Annotated in this window: 17 protein-coding genes; 12 read left to right on the top strand and 5 right to left on the bottom strand. The window is 67.7% G+C overall.

What is annotated here, in order from left to right:
• Position 1 precedes the first annotated feature (1 nt).
• Genes OG976_RS02150 through OG976_RS02140 form a run of 3 tightly spaced genes read left to right on the top strand, consistent with a single transcriptional unit; the run spans position 2 to position 4168 of the window.
• Positions 2-1627 carry an amidohydrolase gene (locus OG976_RS02150; protein ID WP_328357258.1) on the top strand — a complete coding sequence of 542 codons (1626 nt, stop codon included), beginning with the start codon at positions 2-4 and terminating at the stop codon, positions 1625-1627.
• A complete protein-coding gene (gene lnt, locus OG976_RS02145) occupies positions 1620-3386 on the top strand; it encodes an apolipoprotein N-acyltransferase (protein WP_442930405.1) in 1767 nt (588 codons plus the stop codon). The genes OG976_RS02150 and lnt overlap by 8 nt, the downstream gene beginning before the upstream one ends.
• Positions 3383-4168, top strand: a complete 786-nt coding sequence (locus OG976_RS02140) for a polyprenol monophosphomannose synthase (protein WP_328357255.1) — start codon at positions 3383-3385, stop codon at positions 4166-4168. The genes lnt and OG976_RS02140 overlap by 4 nt, the downstream gene beginning before the upstream one ends.
• 3 nt (positions 4169-4171) lie before the next feature.
• Here the strand turns inward: OG976_RS02140 and OG976_RS02135 are convergent, their stop codons facing one another.
• A complete protein-coding gene (locus tag OG976_RS02135; RefSeq protein WP_167101714.1) occupies positions 4172-4510 on the bottom strand; it encodes an RNA polymerase-binding protein RbpA in 339 nt (112 codons plus the stop codon).
• A 117-nt stretch (positions 4511-4627) separates the two neighbouring features.
• Here OG976_RS02135 and OG976_RS02130 point away from each other — a divergent pair, with 117 nt between their 5' ends.
• From OG976_RS02130 to OG976_RS02105, 6 genes are all read left to right on the top strand, one after another.
• Entirely contained in the window at positions 4628-4957 is a 330-nt protein-coding gene (locus tag OG976_RS02130; protein WP_328357249.1) for a hypothetical protein, read from the top strand.
• 162 nt (positions 4958-5119) lie between these two features.
• Positions 5120-5902, top strand: coding sequence for an ABC transporter permease (locus OG976_RS02125; protein ID WP_328363067.1), 783 nt, complete (start codon positions 5120-5122; stop codon positions 5900-5902).
• Positions 5899-6636 carry an ABC transporter ATP-binding protein gene (locus OG976_RS02120; protein WP_328357247.1) on the top strand — a complete coding sequence of 246 codons (738 nt, stop codon included), beginning with the start codon at positions 5899-5901 and terminating at the stop codon, positions 6634-6636. Before OG976_RS02125 ends, OG976_RS02120 begins: the two co-directional genes overlap by 4 nt.
• Positions 6637-6659: 23 nt before the next feature.
• Entirely contained in the window at positions 6660-7676 is a 1017-nt protein-coding gene (locus OG976_RS02115) for an ABC transporter substrate-binding protein (RefSeq protein WP_328363065.1), read from the top strand.
• Between the two features lie 10 nt (positions 7677-7686).
• Positions 7687-8784, top strand: a complete 1098-nt coding sequence (locus tag OG976_RS02110; RefSeq protein ID WP_328357244.1) for an LLM class flavin-dependent oxidoreductase — start codon at positions 7687-7689, stop codon at positions 8782-8784.
• A 104-nt stretch (positions 8785-8888) separates the two neighbouring features.
• Positions 8889-9059 (top strand): hypothetical protein, encoded by a 171-nt coding sequence (locus OG976_RS02105; protein ID WP_328357241.1) that lies wholly within the window; start codon positions 8889-8891, stop codon positions 9057-9059.
• Positions 9060-9116: 57 nt separating this feature from the next.
• Here OG976_RS02105 and OG976_RS02100 read toward each other — a convergent pair whose 3' ends face one another.
• A complete protein-coding gene (locus tag OG976_RS02100; RefSeq protein WP_328357239.1) occupies positions 9117-9656 on the bottom strand; it encodes an NAD(P)H-dependent oxidoreductase in 540 nt (179 codons plus the stop codon).
• A 163-nt stretch (positions 9657-9819) separates the two neighbouring features.
• Here OG976_RS02100 and polA point away from each other — a divergent pair, with 163 nt between their 5' ends.
• Positions 9820-12483: a DNA polymerase I gene (polA, locus tag OG976_RS02095; RefSeq protein WP_328363062.1), complete on the top strand. Its 2664-nt coding sequence runs from the start codon at positions 9820-9822 to the stop codon at positions 12481-12483.
• Between the two features lie 36 nt (positions 12484-12519).
• On the opposite strand, the gene OG976_RS02090 is transcribed toward polA, so the two are convergent.
• Positions 12520-13671, bottom strand: a complete 1152-nt coding sequence (locus OG976_RS02090; RefSeq protein WP_328357235.1) for a PrsW family intramembrane metalloprotease — start codon at positions 13669-13671, stop codon at positions 12520-12522.
• Between the two features lie 157 nt (positions 13672-13828).
• Here OG976_RS02090 and rpsA point away from each other — a divergent pair, with 157 nt between their 5' ends.
• Positions 13829-15280 (top strand): 30S ribosomal protein S1, encoded by a 1452-nt coding sequence (gene rpsA, locus OG976_RS02085; RefSeq protein ID WP_328357232.1) that lies wholly within the window; start codon positions 13829-13831, stop codon positions 15278-15280.
• A gap of 79 nt (positions 15281-15359) precedes the next feature.
• Positions 15360-16568 (top strand): dephospho-CoA kinase, encoded by a 1209-nt coding sequence (gene coaE / locus OG976_RS02080; protein WP_328357229.1) that lies wholly within the window; start codon positions 15360-15362, stop codon positions 16566-16568.
• Between the two features lie 4 nt (positions 16569-16572).
• On the opposite strand, the gene OG976_RS02075 is transcribed toward coaE, so the two are convergent.
• Both OG976_RS02075 and OG976_RS02070 read right to left on the bottom strand, forming a co-directional pair.
• Entirely contained in the window at positions 16573-17085 is a 513-nt protein-coding gene (locus OG976_RS02075) for a hypothetical protein (protein ID WP_328357226.1), read from the bottom strand.
• 11 nt (positions 17086-17096) lie between these two features.
• Positions 17097-17579: a DUF402 domain-containing protein gene (locus tag OG976_RS02070; protein ID WP_442930488.1), complete on the bottom strand. Its 483-nt coding sequence runs from the start codon at positions 17577-17579 to the stop codon at positions 17097-17099.
• Positions 17580-17611: the final 32 nt, after the last annotated feature.

Here is a 17611-nt window from a genome sequence, read left to right as displayed (position 1 = left end):
CGTGACAACTCTGCTGCTGGGCGGGCGCGTGCACAGCCCGTCGCATCCTGAGGCCACCGCGATGGCCGTGCGCGACGGTGTCGTGGCCTGGCTGGGTAGCGATGACGTCGGCCGGGCACAGTTCGGCGGCGCCGACATCGTCGACCTCGACGGCGCCTTCGTGGCCCCTGCCTTCGTGGACTCCCACATCCACGTGACCTCCACCGGGCTGCTGCTCACCGGGCTGGACCTGACGGCGGCCACCTCCGCACAGCACTGCCTGCGGCTGATCGCCGAGCACGCCGCCAGCCATCCCGGCCAGCCGATCTGGGGCCACGGCTGGGATGACACGCGCTGGCCCGGCGACCAGGCCCCCAGCACCGACGAACTCGACGCGGTCGTCGGACCGACGCCGGCCTACCTGGCCCGGGTCGACGTGCACTCCGCGGTGGCCTCGACCGCGCTGCGCGCCCTGGTGCCCGGTTTATCCGCGGTCGCCGGTTTCGACCCGCAGCGGCCGGTGTCAGCAGCTGCGCATCACCTGGTGCGGGCCCAGGCCCGCTCGCTGCTGACCTGGCAGCAGCGCGCCGACGCCCGCCGCGCCGCGTTGGACGCCGTCGCCGCCGCCGGGATCGTGGCGGTCCACGAGTGCGCCGGCCCCGACATCGGCGGCACCGACGACTGGCAGGAACTGCGCGCCACCGAACACGGGGTGGACGTCGTCGGCTACTGGGGTGAGGCCGTGTCCAGCGCCGCCCAGGCCCGGGCGCTGCTGGACGCCACCGGCGCCAGCGGACTGGCCGGCGACCTGTTCGTCGACGGCGCGCTGGGCTCCCACACCGCGTGGTTGAGCCGGCCCTACACCGATGCCCCGGACACCTGCGGCAACTGCTATCTCGACCCCCAGGCCGTCACCGAGCATCTGATGGCCTGCACCGAGGCGGGTATCACCGCCGGTTTCCACGTCATCGGCGATGCCGCGGTCACCGCGGTGGTCGACGCGCTGGAACGGGTGGTGCGGACGTTCGGCGCGCCCGCGGTGGCCCGCTGCGGACACCGGCTCGAACACCTGGAGATGGTGTCCGCCGAGCAGGCGGCCAAGCTGGGCCAGTGGGGTGTCATCGCCAGCATGCAACCCACATTCGACGCGTTGTGGGGCGGTGACACTGGAATGTATGCGCGCCGTCTCGGTATCGACCGAGCCGCCCTGCTCAACCCTCTGGCGCTGTTAGCATCGGCAGGCGTGCCCCTGGCGTTCGGCTCAGATGCCCCTGTGACCAGCATCGATCCGTGGGCGACGGTGCGCGCGGCCGGCCACCACCACACCCAGGGAAGTGCCATCTCCATGCGCGCCGCTTTCGCCGCTGCCACCCGTGGCGCCTGGCGCGCCGCGGGCGTACGCGACGGGATCACCGGAACCCTCGTGCCCGGCGCGCCTGCCTCGTACGCGGTGTGGGGAGTCTCTGGCGGGGGGCGAAGCGAGGGGGGCAACGCACTGCAGCTCGACGTGAATGCACCCGCCGACAGCGTCCAGCGGTGGTCGACCGATCCGCGCTCACGGGTCCCCGCCTTGCCGCGGCTGTACCCGGCCGACCCGCTGCCGCACTGCCTGCAGACCGTGCACCGAGGTGTCGTGCTGCATGGCTGACACCGGAGTCGACGAGCGGGAGACCCAGCCGCGACCGGGCCGACTGCAGCGCCTCGGCGAAGCGCTGGCACCGAGAATGTTCCGGCTGCTGGCCACGGCGACGGCCGGCGTGGCCATGTGCATCAGCTTCCCGCCGATCGGCTGGTGGTGGTCGGCGGTCCTGAGCTTCGTCCTGCTGAGCTGGGTGCTGGTCCATCCCAGGACCACCGTGGCGGGCGGATTCGGCTACGGGTTGCTGTTCGGTCTGGCGTTCTACATCCCGCTGCTGCCGTGGATCAGCGGACTCGTCGGCCCCGTCCCGTGGCTCGCCCTCGCAGCGCTGCAGGCACTGTTCTGCGCGGTGTTCGGCATGTTCGCGGTGGTGGTCCGCACGCTGCCGGGCTGGCCGCTGTGGCTGGCCCTGGTGTGGGCTCTGCAGGAATGGCTGAAATCCAATGTGCCCTTCGGCGGATTCCCTTGGGGCGTAGTCGGTTTCGGTCAGACCCGGGGGCCGTTTCTGCCGCTGGTGCAGTTGGGTGGGGTGCCGCTGCTGTCGTTCGGCATCGCGCTGCTGGGCACCTCGCTGTGCGCGCTGGGTATCGAGATCGTGCGCTGGTGGCAGCACAGCGGCCCGCACAAGACGCCCGACGCCCCGTCGCTGGCCGCGGTGCTGGTGCCCGGTCTGTGTATCACCGCCGTGCTGCTGACCACCGCGATAGCCGCACCGCAGGTCCGCCGTGCCGGCGCCGGTAACGAGCCCACAGTGACCGTCGCCGCGATCCAGGGCAACGTCCCGCGGCTCGGGCTGGAGTTCAACGCCCAGCGCCGTGCCGTGCTGGACAACCACGTCCGCGAGACGGTGCAGCTGGCCGAGGAGGTGCGGGCGGGGCGGGCACCGCAACCGCAGTTCGTGGTGTGGCCGGAGAACTCGTCGGACATCGACCCGCTGACCAACCCTGACGCCGCTGCGCAGATCGCCGTCGCCGTGCAGGCTATCGGCGCGCCGATCCTGGTCGGCACCGTACTGGCCCGCCCGGACTGGACGCCGGAGAATCCGGCGGCGTCGAACACCGTCATCGTCTGGGATCCGGTCTCGGGGCCCGGCGAGCGGCACGACAAGCAGATCGTCCAGCCGTTCGGTGAGTACCTGCCGTGGCGCAGCTTCTTCAAGCACCTGTCGTCCTACGCCGACCGGGCGGGTTACTTCGTCCCGGGGTCCGGCAATGGGGTGGTGCACGCGGCAGGCGTGCCGGTCGGGGTGGCGACGTGCTGGGAGGTCATCTTCGACCGCGCGCTGCGTGAGTCGGTCCGCAACGGCGCGCAGGTGCTGACGGTGCCCACCAACAACGCCACCTTCGACCAGAACATGAGCGAACAGCAGCTGGCGTTCGCCCGGGCGCGGGCCGTCGAGCACGACCGCTACGTGGTGGTGGCCGGAACCACCGGAATCAGCGCGGTGATCGCCCCCGACGGCAGTGAGATCGCCCGCACCGAGTTCTTCACCCCGGCCTATCTCGACGTCCCGGTCCGGCTGAAGACCAGCGAGACGCCCGCGACACGGTGGGGGCCGTTGGTGCAGTGGGTGCTGGTGGGAGCAGCGGTTGCCGTGATTGGCGCGGCGATACTGCACAATGGATGGTTCATGCGCCCGTTGCGCCGCAGGCGGCAGGAGCGGGCCGGGTCCAGCGGGTCCGGGGGTCCAGACGATGACGACACCCCGCCAGATGAGGGCGAAACGCCCTCGGCCCTGGCTGGGCAGCACGACAAAGGAGATTCATGAGCGACCAGGGCAAGAAGGGCTCTGACACGGGCGCACAGCGTCCCAGCCAGCGCACCCTGGTGATCATCCCCACCTTCAACGAGCTGGAGAACCTGCCGTTGATCCTGGGCCGGGTGCACAAAGCCCGACCCGACGTCCACGTGCTGGTGGTCGACGACGGCAGCCCGGACGGCACCGGCGCCCTGGCCGACGAGCTGTCACTGGCCGACCCGGACCGCATCCACGTCATGCACCGCACCGTCAAGGACGGCCTCGGCGCGGCGTACCTGGCCGGCTTCGCCTGGGGCCTGAGCCGCCAGTACAGCGTGCTGGTCGAGATGGACGCCGACGGCAGCCATGCCCCCGAGCAGCTCTACCGGTTGCTCGACGCCATCGACGGCGGTGCCGACCTGGCGATCGGTTCGCGCTACGTCGACGGCGGGACAGTCCGCAACTGGCCGTGGCGGCGTCTGGTGTTGTCGAAGACGGCCAACACCTACTCGCGCGTGCTGCTCGGTGTCGGCATCCACGACATCACCGCCGGTTACCGCGCCTACCGCCGCGAGGTGCTGGAGAAGATCGACCTGTCCGCGGTCGACTCCAAGGGCTACTGCTTCCAGATCGACCTGACCTGGCGCAGCATCAATAACGGGTTCACCGTCGTCGAGGTGCCGATCACGTTCAGCGAGCGTGAGCTCGGCGTGTCGAAGATGAGCGGGTCGAACATCCGCGAGGCGATGGTGAAGGTCGCCCAGTGGGGTATCGGCGGGCGCGTGGACCGCGCCCGCGGCGTCGTCCGCTAGAGGTCAGCTACCGCGGCGCTTGGTCTTGATCAGATCAAGGCGCTCCTTGAGCAGCTCGTCGAGTTCTTCGACCGAGCGACGCTCGAGCAGCATGTCCCAGTGGGTGCGCGGCGGCTTGACCTTCTTGGGCTCGGGCAGGTCACCGTCGAGCAGGGTGCCTTCCAGGCCGTTGCGGCACAACCAGGTGCCGGGGATCTCGGCGTCGTCGGCGAACGGGACGTCGAACTCCTCGCCGTTTTCGGTGCGGTACCGCGCCATCTGACGCGGCGCCAGGTCGTGGTTGCGGTCCGTCTCGTAGCTCACGGCTCCGAGCCGGCTGCCTCTCAAGACACGATCAGCCATCGTCAACATCTCCTAAGCCATATATGAAGTCCAGATAAGAAACGCAGGACACCTGTCCGCAGTTCCCGACCCAACTGTCCATGATACCGGGACCGCGGCCGTCTACAGTCTCAAGGCGTGACGCGTCGTACCCGCCCGCAGCCGTGCCGTTGGTGCGGGCGTGAGGTCGCCGATTCCGGGATGGGCCGGCGCAGGCAGTACTGCCGGCAATCCTGTCGGCAGCGGGCCTACGAGCAGCGCGCCATGGTCAAGGGAACCTCTGTTCCGGTCGACGCCGTGGTCCTCACCGCCGACGAGGCCGCGGAGCTCTCCGACCGGGTCTACCAGGTGCGATGCGCCGCCGAGGACGTCGCGACCGCGGTCGACGAGGGTGCGGACACCGCCGAGTTGCGGGATCTGTGCGACGCCCTCGTGAAGGCCGCCAAAGCCGCCGACGGCTGGCGCTGACCCCCGCGCACTATTTCTTCATCACGAATCAAACCCTTATCGCGGCCGACGGGCCTTCCTAGTCTCCAATGACGTGACAGCTTCGGGCTGCCGCATGCCCGTATTCCGCCGCCGTGAGGATGTGTCGTGACAACGCCTGCCGCGCCGGCCACCGCGCCGGCACTGCCGGCGGCAGGTCGCACGGCCGCGCAGCGCAGACATCGCCGGTGGGCCGTCGTGAGGTGGATCTCGCCGCTGGTGCTGCTGGCGTTGTGGCAGCTGGGCAGTGCCATCGGTCTCATCTCGCAGGAGGTGCTGCCCGCACCGTCGCTGATCGCCGAAGCCGGGGTGGAGCTGATCCGCAACGGCCAGCTGGCCGATGCGCTGCGAGTATCGGGTATCCGAGTGGTCGAGGGCCTGCTGCTGGGCGGAATCGTGGGCGTGGGCCTGGGCAGTGTCGTGGGACTGTCGCGATGGGCCGAGGCCACCGTCGATCCGCCCATGCAGATGCTTCGGGCCTTGCCCCACCTCGGTCTGATTCCGTTGTTCATTGTGTGGTTCGGCATCGGTGAGCTGCCCAAGGTCCTCCTGGTAGCCCTCGGTGTCAGCTTCCCGCTGTACCTCAACACGTTCTCGGCGATCCGCCAGGTCGATCCGAAACTATTCGAAACCGCTGACGTGCTTGGCTTTTCGTTCCGCCAACGGTTCAGCCACATCATCATCCCGAGCGCGGCCCCACAAGTGCTGGTCGGATTCCGGCAGTCGCTCGCCATCGCCTGGCTGACCCTGATCGTGGCCGAACAGATCAACGCCGACAAAGGCATCGGCTTCCTGATCAACAACGCCCGTGACTTCCTGCGGATCGACATCATCATCTTCGGGCTCGTCGTCTACGCGCTGCTGGGAATCGCGACCGACGCCGTCGTGCGGGCGCTGGAACGCCGGGCGCTGAGGTACCGCTCATGACGCTGACCTCGGACCGCAAGACCGAACACGCCGCCGAACTTCGGCACATCGACAAGTGGTACAGCGACCAGCAGGTGCTGCGCGACGTCTCCCTGACCGTCGGGTCGGGGGAGATCGTCGCGCTGGTGGGCCGCAGCGGTTCCGGCAAGTCGACAGTGCTGCGAGTGCTGGCGGGGTTGTCCGACGACCACACCGGCGACCGCACCGTCGCGGGTGCCCCCGCGCTGGCGTTCCAGGAGCCCCGGCTGTTCCCGTGGCGCACGGTGCGCACCAATGTCGGATACGGGCTGACCCGGTTCCGGCTGCCTCGTGCCGAGGTCGCCACTCGAGCCGACCAGGCGCTGGCCGACGTCGGACTCTCCGAGCGTGCCGATGCCTGGCCACTGACCCTGTCCGGCGGCCAGGCGCAGCGGGTGTCGCTGGCCCGGGCGCTGGTCGCCGAACCCGAATTGCTTCTGCTCGATGAGCCGTTCGGTGCCCTCGATGCGCTGACCCGGCTGAGCATGCAGTCGTTGCTGCTGGACCTGTGGCGCAGGCACGGTTTCGGCGTGCTGCTGGTCACCCACGATGTGAACGAGGCCGTCGCACTTGCCGACCGGGTGCTGGTACTGGAGTCCGGCGCCGTGGTGCATCAGACCGAGATCACCGATCCTCGCCGGCCAGCCGGTAGCCCGTCGGCCCAGTCCGAACACCATCGCGTTGAGCTGCTGACGCAGCTCGGCGTGCAACTCTGACAGGAGTCACCTTGCACCGCAGAATGATCCGCGCCATCGTCGCTGTATTGGCCATGGCTGGGCTGCTGTTAACCGGCTGCGTGTCGCGCACGGACAACACCGGCGCGACGTCGGCACCCGAGACCGTTCCGCTCACCGAATTGGCCGGTCTCACGTTGGCTGTGGGTGACCAGAAGGGTGGAACGGAATCCCTGCTGCGGGCCGCAGGCGCGTTGGACAACTTGCCGTACAAGATCGAGTTCTCGACGTTCACGTCGGGTCCGCCCCAGGTCGAGGCGGCCACTGCGGGCAAGATCGACTTCGCGATCACCGGCAACACCCCACCCATCTTCGGTGCCGCTTCGGGTGCCAAGGTCAAGGTCGTGTCGGCCTACAACGGTGGCGGCGTGGGCGACCAGATCCTGGTGCAGGCTGATTCGCCGATCACCTCTGTCGCCGAGCTGCGGGGCAAGACGATCCTGGTGGCCAAGGGCAGTTCGGCGCACGGCAACGTGCTCGGGCAGCTGGACAAGGCGGGACTGAGCCCTGCCGACGTCAAGCTCGTGTTCCTGCAGCCCGCCGATGCGCTGTCGGCGTTCCGCGCCGGTCAGGCCGATGCGTGGGCGATCTGGGATCCCTACACCGCGCAGGCCGAGCAGCAGTTGAAGGTTCGCAGCATCGCCGAAGCCAAGGGCGTGACGAACGGCTACTGGTTTGGGGTGGCTTCCGATGCGGCACTGGCCGACCCGAAGCGCAACACGGCACTGTCGGATCTGTTGGTGCGGTTCGCCAAGGCGGCGAAGTGGGCGCAGGACAATCCCGCGCAGTGGGCCGCAAAGTATGCCGCCGCAGTCGGTTTGGACCCGAAGGTCGCCGAGGTGTCCCAGGGCAGGAGCCTGCGGTTGCCCACGGAATTGACCGACCAGGTTGTGGCATCGGAGCAGAAGCTGGCCGACCTGTTCGCCGCGTCGGGGCAGATCCAGTCCGCGCCGGACTTCGGTAAGTGGGTCGATCGCCGCTACAACGGCGCTCTGCAGTCCAGTGTCATCAGCGCCAACTAGGGGGGTCGCAATGTCGGCAAAGTTCTTCTGGTTCCTGCCCACCAACGGTGACAGCCGGTCGATCGTCGGGGCATCCCACGCGTCGTCGCATCACGCGATCCCCGAGGGGTATCGCGCCCCGACGCGGCGCTATCTCGCGGAGATCGCTCGCGCCGCAGATCGACTCGGTTACGAGGGGGTGTTGACACCGACCGGAACCTGGTGTGAGGACGCCTGGTTGACGGCGTCGGCGATGCTCGCCGAAACCGAACGGCTGAAGTTCCTGGTGGCATTCCGCCCCGGACTGGTGCCACCCACCCTGGCCGCGCAGCAGGCGGCCACTTTTCAGCGGTTCTCCGACGGCAGGCTGCTGCTCAACGTGGTCACCGGGGGCGATGATTCCGAGCAGCGCAGGTTCGGGGACTGGCTCAGTCACGACGAAAGATATTCGCGCACTGGTGAATTCCTGCACATCGTCAAGTCGGTCTGGGAGAATGAGACGTTCGACTTCAAGGGCGAGTACTTCACAATCCGTGACGGACGTGTATCCGAGCCACCAAACCCGATACCGCAGTTCTACTTTGGCGGGTCGTCGGCGGCGGCGCTGCCGATCGCGGCCGAGCATGTCGACGTATACCTGACGTGGGGCGAGCCGCCACAAGCCGCTGCGGCGAAGATCAATCAGGTTCGTGAGCTCGCCGAGCGGCGCGGTCGCACGATGAAGTTCGGTATCCGCCTGCACACCATCACGCGGGACACCTCGGCGGCGGCGTGGGCGGTGGCCGAGGAGTTGGTCAAGGAGCTCACGCCCGAGCAGATCGCGCAGGCCACGAAGCTGCACACCAGCTCCCAGTCTGAGGGGCAACGCAGAATGGCCGCCCTGCACAGCGGGCGAGTCGACGAGCTCGAGATCTACCCCAACCTGTGGGCCGGTGTCGGACTGGTGCGCGGCGGAGCGGGAACCGCCCTGGTCGGCAGCCACGAGGAAGTCGCCAACCTGATCTGGGAGTACCACTCGCTGGGATTCGACGAGTTCATCCTGTCCGGCTACCCGCACCTGGAAGAGGCGTACTGGTTCGCTGAGGGCGTCTTGCCACTGCTGCGCGCAAAGGGGGTTGTCGCGACCTAGCGGTCGTGCCGGTTCCACAAGCGCTGTGCGCGATGTTGGCTCGCCGGCACAAGACGACGGATGCTCAGGGCCATACGGTCGTCCTTGAAGAAAGGATGATCGAGATGACTGCGTGCGAGTTCCTCGTCAACGGCGAGGAATGTCGGCACCCCGCTCGAGTTCGCGTCGTGCGTGCGATCGCCGGGGGAGGCACGTACACCCTTGCCGTGTGCACCCTGCATGCCCCCGACGTGCTGCCCATCGTCACGTGGGAGCCGATTCGCGGGGGTCGGTGAGTCGTTCGGGGTGCTTGGCCGGTGGCCTTGTCGAACAGTCTGTTGTCCGCCAGCCGGTCAGCTCGCGACGGCGACCACCGGTGACTGCGCGTACCGCTCGGCGGCTTCAGCGAGCTCGGCATCGCTCAGGTCCCGGATTCCGTGCAGGACGAACGGCTCGACGAACTCCATCCCGAGCCGACGCGCTGTGGCCTGTAGCGGTGCCAGGAGTTGGGCGTACTGAAATCCGTGCAACGCGCCGGGCTGATAGCCGTCCGTCGTTCCGCCCGTGGTGGTCGCGACGCGCAGTGTCTTGCCGACCAGTGCGCCCGGGCGGCCGGGTCCGTAGGCCCATCCGGGCGTCATCACCTCGTCCAGCCAGGTCTTCATCAGCCCTGGTACCGAGTACCAGTACGTCGGGTACTGCAGGATGACGTGATCGGCCTGCTCCAGGGCCTCCTGCTCGGCGCGGACGTCGATGACACCATCGGGGTACAGCACGGCGAGATCGCGAATCTCGAGCCCCGGCCGTCCGGCGATGGCACGCAGCAGTGCCGCATTGGCGCGGGACTGCGGTCCGCGAGGGTTGGCGTAGATCACGACGGTGCGTTCGGTCATGTCACCACAAACTCGGGGTTCGCTGCGTTTATGCCCGAGGCCACCTTCACCCGGGCCGCGGCCCGGGCGCTGATCGGTCGGGCCCGCGACCACCTGCGTGTCGGAGCGGGTGCCTAGAGTTAGGGCCGTGACCGCGAGCCTTACCGACCAGAAGCCGACGTTGATGCTGTTGGACGGCAATTCGCTGGCCTTCCGGGCGTTCTACGCGCTGCCCGCCGAGAACTTCAAGACCAAGAACGGCCTGACCACCAACGCGGTCTACGGGTTCACCGCCATGCTCATCAATCTGTTGCGTGATGAGAAGCCCAGCCATATCGCGGCGGCCTTCGACGTCTCGCGTCAGACGCATCGCTCCGAGAAGTTCCCGGAGTACAAGGCCAACCGGTCGGCCACCCCCGACGAGTTCCGCGGCCAGATCGATATCACCAAGGAAGTCCTTGTGGCGCTGGGCATCACGGTGCTCGCCGAGGTGGGTTTCGAGGCCGACGACATCATCGCGACGCTGGCCACCCAAGCCGAGAACGACGGGTACCGCGTTCTGATCGTCACCGGCGACCGGGATTCCCTGCAGCTGGTCAGTGACGACGTCACGGTGCTCTACCCGATCAAGGGCGTCAGCGAGCTGACCCGCTTCACCCCCGAGGCGGTCGAGGCCAAGTACGGGCTGACGCCGCGGCAGTACCCGGATTTCGCGGCGTTGCGCGGCGACCCGAGCGACAACCTGCCCGGTATCCCGGGAGTGGGGGAGAAGACCGCCACCAAATGGATCGCCGAGTACGGCTCGCTGCAGTCGCTGGTCGACAACGTCGACGCGGTCAAGGGCAAGGTCGGTGACTCGCTGCGCGCCAACCTCGGCAGCGTCGTGCTCAACCGTGACCTCACCGAACTGGTCAAGGATGTTCCGCTGGCCCAGACGCCGGACACCCTGCGGATGCAGCCCTGGGACCGCGACCACATCCACCGGCTTTTCGACGACCTGGAGTTCCGGGTACTGCGCGACCGGTTGTTCGACACCCTCGCGTCGGCCGACCCCGAGGTCGACGAGGGCTTCGACGTCCGCGGCGACGCACTGGCACCGGGTGCGGTCGGGGCCTGGCTGGCCGAGCACGCCTCCAGCGGTGCACGCTCGGGCCTGGCCGTGGTGGGCACGCATCTGGCCTACGACGGCGACGCGACGGCGCTGGCGATCGCCGCCGCCGACGGCGAGGGCTGCTATATCGACACCGCCACCCTGACCGCCGAGGACGAGGCGGCGCTGGGCCACTGGCTGGCGGCGGCGGACAGGCCCAAGGCGCTGCACGAGGCCAAACTCGCCATTCACGACCTCGCCGGGCGCGGCTGGCCGCTGGCGGGGATCACCTCCGACACCGCGCTGGCGGCCTACCTGGTGCGCCCCGGCCAGCGCAGCTTCACCCTCGACGATCTCTCGCTGCGATATTTGCGCCGCGAACTGCGCGCGGATGCACCTGAGCAGCAACAGCTTTCACTGCTCGACGACAGCGAGGGCACCGACGATCAGGCCGTACAGACCCTCATCCTGCGGGCCAGGGCGGTCATCGATCTGGCCGACGCGCTCGACGACGAGCTGACCCGCATCGACTCCTCAGCCCTGCTCGGTGAGATGGAGCTGCCGGTGCAGACGGTGCTGGCGGATCTGGAATCGGTCGGTATCGCCGTCGACCTGGATCTACTCAAGCAGCTGCAGAGCACCTTCGGTGACGGGATCCGCGACGCCGCCGAAGCGGCCTACGGCGTGATCGGCAAGCAGATCAACCTCGGTTCGCCCAAGCAGCTGCAGGTGGTGCTGTTCGACGAGCTGGAGATGCCCAAGACCAAGCGGACCAAGACCGGCTACACCACGGATGCCGACGCTCTCCAGACTCTGTTCGACAAGACCGGCCACCCGTTCCTGCAGCATCTGTTGACCCACCGCGATGTCACGCGACTCAAGGTCACCGTCGACGGTCTGCTGAATTCCGTTGCTGCTGATGGCCGGATCCACACCACGTTCAACCAGACGATTGCGGCAACTGGCCGGCTTTCTTCCACCGAACCCAACCTGCAGAACATTCCGATCCGCACCGAAGCGGGCCGGGAGATCCGCGATGGGTTCGTGGTGGGCGCCGGCTACGCCGAGCTGATGACAGCGGACTACAGCCAGATCGAGATGCGCATCATGGCGCACCTGTCCAAGGACGCCGGCCTCATCGAGGCGTTCAACACCGGCGAGGACCTGCATTCGTTCGTCGCGTCGCGCGCCTTCGGTGTGGAGATCTCCGAGGTCACCCCTGAACTGCGCAGGCGGGTCAAGGCGATGTCCTACGGCCTGGCCTACGGGCTGTCCGCCTACGGTCTGTCGGCACAGCTGAAGATCTCCACCGAAGAGGCCAAGGAGCAGATGGACCTGTACTTCGCCCGGTTCGGCGGGGTGCGCGACTACCTGCAGTCCGTCGTCGACCAGGCCCGCAAGGACGGCTACACCTCCACCGTGCTGGGCCGCCGGCGCTATCTGCCGGAGCTGGACAGCAGCAACCGCAACGTGCGCGAGGCCGCCGAGCGCGCCGCGCTCAACGCCCCGATCCAGGGCAGCGCCGCCGACATCATCAAGGTCGCGATGATCAACGTCGCCCAGGCGATCAAGGACGCGGGCCTGAAGTCACGGATGCTGCTGCAGGTGCACGACGAACTCCTGCTCGAAGTGGCCGAGGGCGAACGCGAGACCGTCGAGGCGCTGGTGCGCGACAAAATGGGCGGGGCCTACCCGCTGGACGTTCCGCTCGAGGTGTCGGTGGGATACGGCCGCAGCTGGGACGGCGCGGCGCATTAGTCGCCGCCAGCGGCTCCGGCGGCGCATTAGTCGCCGTTAGCGGGTCTGCCCCGGGGGCAGCTGATAGCCGTTCAGCCAGTGCAGGGCGGGTCCGGCGGCAGCGCGGGCCGCGACCACGCCGTCGACCTCCTCCTGCTGCAGCGCGAGCACCCGGGCGTCGATGAACCCACGCTCGATGCGATCCCGCACGAACGCCAGCTCGATCACCTGGTGGGCGAACTTCTTGACCCCGCTGGCCGCCGGCTTGCCGCCGAATCCCTTGGCCGCCGCGACCGCGTGCTTGCGCGTCTTGATCGAGCCCAGCCACGTCGTCTCGGCCGGGGTCACCAGACCGGCCGCCACCATCCCGGGCAGTTTCTGCGCGACGACCGCCTGCTCGCGGCGGCGGCTGCGGACGGCCAGCACGATGGCCAGGAAGAAGATCGGCATCATCCACACCACATACAGGCCGAAGTAGGCGCCGGGGCTGACCAGGGCCGAGCCGTTCCACAGCCCGTGCATGATCACCGCACCGACGAAGCCGAGTGCGACACAGCCGATCTTGGCCAACGTATTGCGCTGCTGCAGAGCGAAATACACGCCGATACCGGTGAATGTGGTGAACAGCGGATGGGCGAACGGCGCCATGATCAGCCGCATCGCGGCGGTGACCAGGGACGTGGCCAGCGTCTCGCCGTTGGCGATGTAGAAGATGTCCTCGATCCAGGCGAAGCCCACCGCCGTCACGCCCGCGTAGACCAGGCAGTCGGTCAGCGAGTTCAGTTCGTAGCGCCGCACCCCGGTCATCATCAGCAGCAGGAACAACCCCTTGGCGGCCTCCTCGATCACCGGTGCGGCGACCGCGACGGTGAAGAAACTCGTCGCCTCCTGGCCGGGGTTGACCGCAGACTCCACGAGCAGTTCGAGCACGATCGAGACCAGGATCGCCACCGAGGCACCCCACAGGAACGCGAACACCAGAAGCCTGGGCGGCTCGGGCTCCCAGCGGTCCAGCCACAGGTAACACAGCAACACCAGGACCATGGCCAGGGTCGACAGGGTGAATCCGATGACGGTCCCGGCCGGGTTCACCGCGGTCAGCAGGATCAGGATGAGCGCTGCGACCGTGCCGCAGGCGATGATCGCTGCCAGAGGCGCTCCGACTTTGCGGATCGGGCGCGGCAGCGGGGGCAACGTGGCGTAGGACACCAGAGGAGAGTAATCGCCCGCGTGTGCGCCTGCCCGGACCCGAGTTTGTCCAGCGTGCGCCTAGTCGAGTAGGCTCGGACGGTACCTGTGTGCACTGTGCGGGTACACCATCGCAAACTGTCCCTACGACCGACCCTGTCCGGAGCAACCCAACAATATGCCAAGTCCCACCATCACCTCGCCGCAAGTAGCCATCAACGACATCGGCTCGGCTGAGGACTTTCTCGCCGCCATCGACAAAACCATCAAATACTTCAACGATGGCGACATCGTCGAGGGGACGATCGTCAAGGTCGACCGGGACGAGGTTTTGCTCGACATCGGTTACAAGACCGAAGGTGTCATCCCTTCCCGTGAGCTTTCGATCAAGCACGACGTCGACCCCAATGAGGTTGTGTCCGTCGGAGATGCGATCGAAGCCCTCGTCCTCACCAAGGAGGACAAAGAAGGCCGCCTGATCCTGTCCAAGAAGCGCGCCCAGTACGAGCGCGCCTGGGGCACCATCGAGGAGCTCAAGGAGAAGGACGAGGCCGTCAAGGGCACCGTCATCGAGGTCGTCAAGGGCGGCCTGATCCTCGATATCGGCCTGCGCGGCTTCCTGCCCGCGTCGCTGGTCGAGATGCGTCGCGTCCGCGATCTGCAGCCGTACATCGGCAAGGAGATCGAGGCCAAGATCATCGAGCTCGACAAGAACCGCAACAACGTGGTGCTGTCGCGTCGCGCCTGGCTGGAGCAGACCCAGTCCGAGGTGCGCAGCGAGTTCCTCAACCAGCTGACCAAGGGCGCCATCCGCAAGGGTGTGGTGTCCTCGATCGTCAACTTCGGCGCGTTCGTCGACCTCGGTGGGGTCGACGGCCTGGTTCACGTCTCCGAGCTGTCCTGGAAGCACATCGACCACCCGTCCGAGGTTGTCAACGTGGGCGACGAGGTCACCGTCGAGGTGCTCGACGTCGACATGGATCGCGAGCGGGTTTCCTTGTCGCTCAAGGCAACTCAGGAAGACCCGTGGCGTCACTTCGCCCGCACCCACGCAATCGGCCAGATCGTGCCGGGCAAGGTCACCAAGCTGGTGCCGTTCGGTGCGTTCGTCCGCGTCGAGGAGGGCATCGAGGGCCTGGTGCACATCTCCGAGCTGGCTGAGCGCCACGTGGAGGTGCCCGATCAGGTCGTCCAGGTGGGCGACGACGCGATGGTCAAGGTCATCGACATCGACCTCGAGCGTCGCCGCATCTCGCTGAGCCTCAAGCAAGCCAACGAGGACTACACCGAGGAGTTCGATCCGTCGAAGTACGGCATGGCCGACAGCTACGACGATGCGGGCAACTACATCTTCCCCGAGGGCTTCGACGCCGAGACCAACGAATGGCTCGAAGGCTTCGACAAGCAGCGCACCGAGTGGGAGGCCCGCTACGCCGAGGCCGAGCAGCGCCACAAGATGCACACCGCGCAGATGGAGAAGTTCGCCAAGGACGAGGCCGAAGCGGCCGAGCGCCCGGCGGGCAACGGCTCGTCGTCGTCTTCGTCGAGTTCGGGTGAGTCGGCCGGCGGTTCGCTGGCCAGCGACGCCCAGCTCGCCGCGCTGCGCGAGAAGCTGGCGGGCAACGCCTAACAGACACTCATTCGCCGAGTGAAGACCACGCAGGGAGTCCCCGGACTCCCTGCGTGGTTTCTTGTGTAAGGACGGATTGATGCTTCGTATCGGATTGACCGGCGGTATCGGCGCAGGTAAGTCGACGGTGTCGGCCACCTTCTCGGCGTGCGGTGGCATCGTCGTGGACGGGGACGTCATCTCCCGGGAGGTCGTCGAACCCGGGACCGAGGGACTGGCCAAGCTCGTCGACGCGTTCGGCGCGCACATCCTGCGGCCGGACGGCGCTCTGGACCGCCCGGCGCTGGCCGCGATCGCCTTCAGCGACGAGGACAAGCGCCAGACCCTTAATGGCATCGTCCATCCGCTGGTGGCGCACCGCCGCTCCGAGCTGATCGCCGCGGCCGGTGAGGACACCGTGATCGTCGAGGACATCCCGCTGCTGGTGGAGTCGCAGATGGCGCCGATGTTCCCGCTTGTGGTGATCGTCCACGCCGACCCCGAGGTCAGGGTTAGCCGGCTCATCGAGTACCGCGGCTTCACCGAGGCCGACGCCAGGGCCCGCATCGCCGCGCAGGCCACCGACGAGCAGAGGAACCAGGTCGCCGACGTGTGGCTGGACAACACCGGCACCGAGGGTGAGCTGGTGGAGAAGGCCCGCGAGCTCTGGTACCAGCGGATCCTGCCGTTCGCGCACAATCTCACCACCCGGGCACCCGCGCGCGGTGCCGTGGAGGTGGTTGCCGCCGACCCGACGTGGCCCGAGCAGGCGAGGCGGATCGTCGCACGGCTGAACACCACCTGCGGGCATCGCGCCGTCCGTATCGACCACATCGGGTCGACGGCCGTGCCGGGTCTGGATGCCAAGGACGTCATCGACGTGCAGGTGACGGTCGCCTCGCTCGAGATCGCCGACGAGCTCACCGATGACTTGCTGCGCGCGGGGTATCCGCGCGTCGAGTCCGTCACCTCCGATGTGCCTAAGGTCGACGGCCGCAGCACCGACGGCCAGTTCGACCACAGCAGCGATGAATCCTTGTGGCATAAGCGTTTTCATGCCTCAGGCGATCCCGGTAGGCCCACCAATGTTCACATCCGGGTGGCCGGCTGGCCCAACCAGCAGTTCGCCCTGCTGTTCGTCGACTGGCTGGCGGCCAACCCCGGGGTACGGGCCGACTACCTGGCGGTCAAGCGCTCTGCCGCCCGCCACCAGGACGTCGCCCACTACGCCGATGCGAAGGAACCGTGGTTCCTCGAGGCCTACCGGCGCGCGTGGGAGTGGGCCGACACCACCGGCTGGCGCCCCTGAGCCGTCAGGCGGCCGCTTCGGGAGCGCCCGGAGGTGGCACCTGCGCCGGGTCGTGGGTGTCCAGCGGTGCGCCGCATTGCAGCGTGCCGTAGAGCGGGTCATCTTTCACGCGGAACAGCCGTGGTGCGATGAACTGATCCGCCTGGGCAACGGTCTCGTCGTCCACCAGGATCTCGCAGTGCAGATTCGATCCGTAGGGCCATTGGATGGAGATCTCCATCCCGGCCTGCTTGGGGTCGCTCAGCACCGTGTTGACCTCGAAGGTGACGCCGGGCAATAGCGTCGGCTGATCGCTGTTGACATTGTTGTCGTCGATCTTGTACGCCACCACCGCACCGCGCGAGGTGCCGTCGGCCCGCGCGCGGTAGGTCACGTTGTGCAGCACCTCGCCCGTAGGCGGCGGGGTCGGCGACGGCGAAGCGGGGTCGGCGTGTGCCGGGCTCACACTTAACTGAGAACCTGCGACCACGACCGCACCTACCGCCGCAGCCAGCCAGCGGCGCTTGCTGAGGCTCATGCCTAGCGAGATTACCTGTTGGGTGTGGGCCAGAAGATGTCCAGGCCCTGGGAGGCCAGCCACGCGGTCAGGTCGTGGTCGTGCCGGGCCAGGCCCTCGACGGCGCCCACGGCCCGCCGGATGGCCGCCTCGGCCGTCTCGGCGCTAAGCAGGCCCTGCCGGTGCGCCTCGAGCAGTTCGTCGACGTCGACCAGCTCGGTTCGATCCCCGGCGTGGACCACCAGGTCGAGGTAGTGGTCTTCGGTATGCCAGACCGTGTCGCCGGCGATGACGTCCGCGACGTCGAGGTAATAGTCCTGTTCACGCTCGTGGCCGGGGTTGAAGTGGAAGACGTTGGCCCGCAGTCCCAGCGTGGGCAGCAGCCAGGATTGCAGGTAGTGGAACTGGACGCGGCCCGGTGTCGGGCGGGCCATGTACAACCCCCACGGGCGGACGACGTACTCGTCGACCTCGCGCACGAATCCCTTGTTGTCGGTGTTCGTCCGCGCGGCCAGATCGAAGATCTCCCGTTTGGGCGGATGGAGGT

This window comes from Mycobacterium sp. NBC_00419 (genome assembly GCF_036023875.1).
Taxonomy (GTDB): domain Bacteria; phylum Actinomycetota; class Actinomycetes; order Mycobacteriales; family Mycobacteriaceae; genus Mycobacterium.
Note: the sequence above shows the minus strand (reverse complement) of the source record. Positions and strands in the feature narration are given on the sequence as shown.

Bases quoted from the DNA above. Each gene is read 5' to 3' on its own strand.
- OG976_RS02115 (WP_328363065.1), top strand. From the start codon at position 6,660: ATGATCCGCGCCATCGTCGCTGTATTGGCCATGGCTGGGCTGCTGTTA.
- OG976_RS02100 (WP_328357239.1), bottom strand. From the start codon at position 9,656: ATGACCGAACGCACCGTCGTGATCTACGCCAACCCTCGCGGACCGCAG.
- OG976_RS02075 (WP_328357226.1), bottom strand. From the start codon at position 17,085: ATGAGCCTCAGCAAGCGCCGCTGGCTGGCTGCGGCGGTAGGTGCGGTC.
- OG976_RS02110 (WP_328357244.1), top strand. From the start codon at position 7,687: ATGTCGGCAAAGTTCTTCTGGTTCCTGCCCACCAACGGTGACAGCCGG.
- OG976_RS02135 (WP_167101714.1), bottom strand. From the start codon at position 4,510: ATGGCTGATCGTGTCTTGAGAGGCAGCCGGCTCGGAGCCGTGAGCTAC.
- polA (WP_328363062.1), top strand. From the start codon at position 9,820: ATGCTGTTGGACGGCAATTCGCTGGCCTTCCGGGCGTTCTACGCGCTG.
- OG976_RS02140 (WP_328357255.1), top strand. From the start codon at position 3,383: ATGAGCGACCAGGGCAAGAAGGGCTCTGACACGGGCGCACAGCGTCCC.
- OG976_RS02120 (WP_328357247.1), top strand. From the start codon at position 5,899: ATGACGCTGACCTCGGACCGCAAGACCGAACACGCCGCCGAACTTCGG.
- rpsA (WP_328357232.1), top strand. From the start codon at position 13,829: ATGCCAAGTCCCACCATCACCTCGCCGCAAGTAGCCATCAACGACATC.
- OG976_RS02105 (WP_328357241.1), top strand. From the start codon at position 8,889: ATGACTGCGTGCGAGTTCCTCGTCAACGGCGAGGAATGTCGGCACCCC.
- lnt (WP_442930405.1), top strand. From the start codon at position 1,620: ATGGCTGACACCGGAGTCGACGAGCGGGAGACCCAGCCGCGACCGGGC.
- coaE (WP_328357229.1), top strand. From the start codon at position 15,360: ATGCTTCGTATCGGATTGACCGGCGGTATCGGCGCAGGTAAGTCGACG.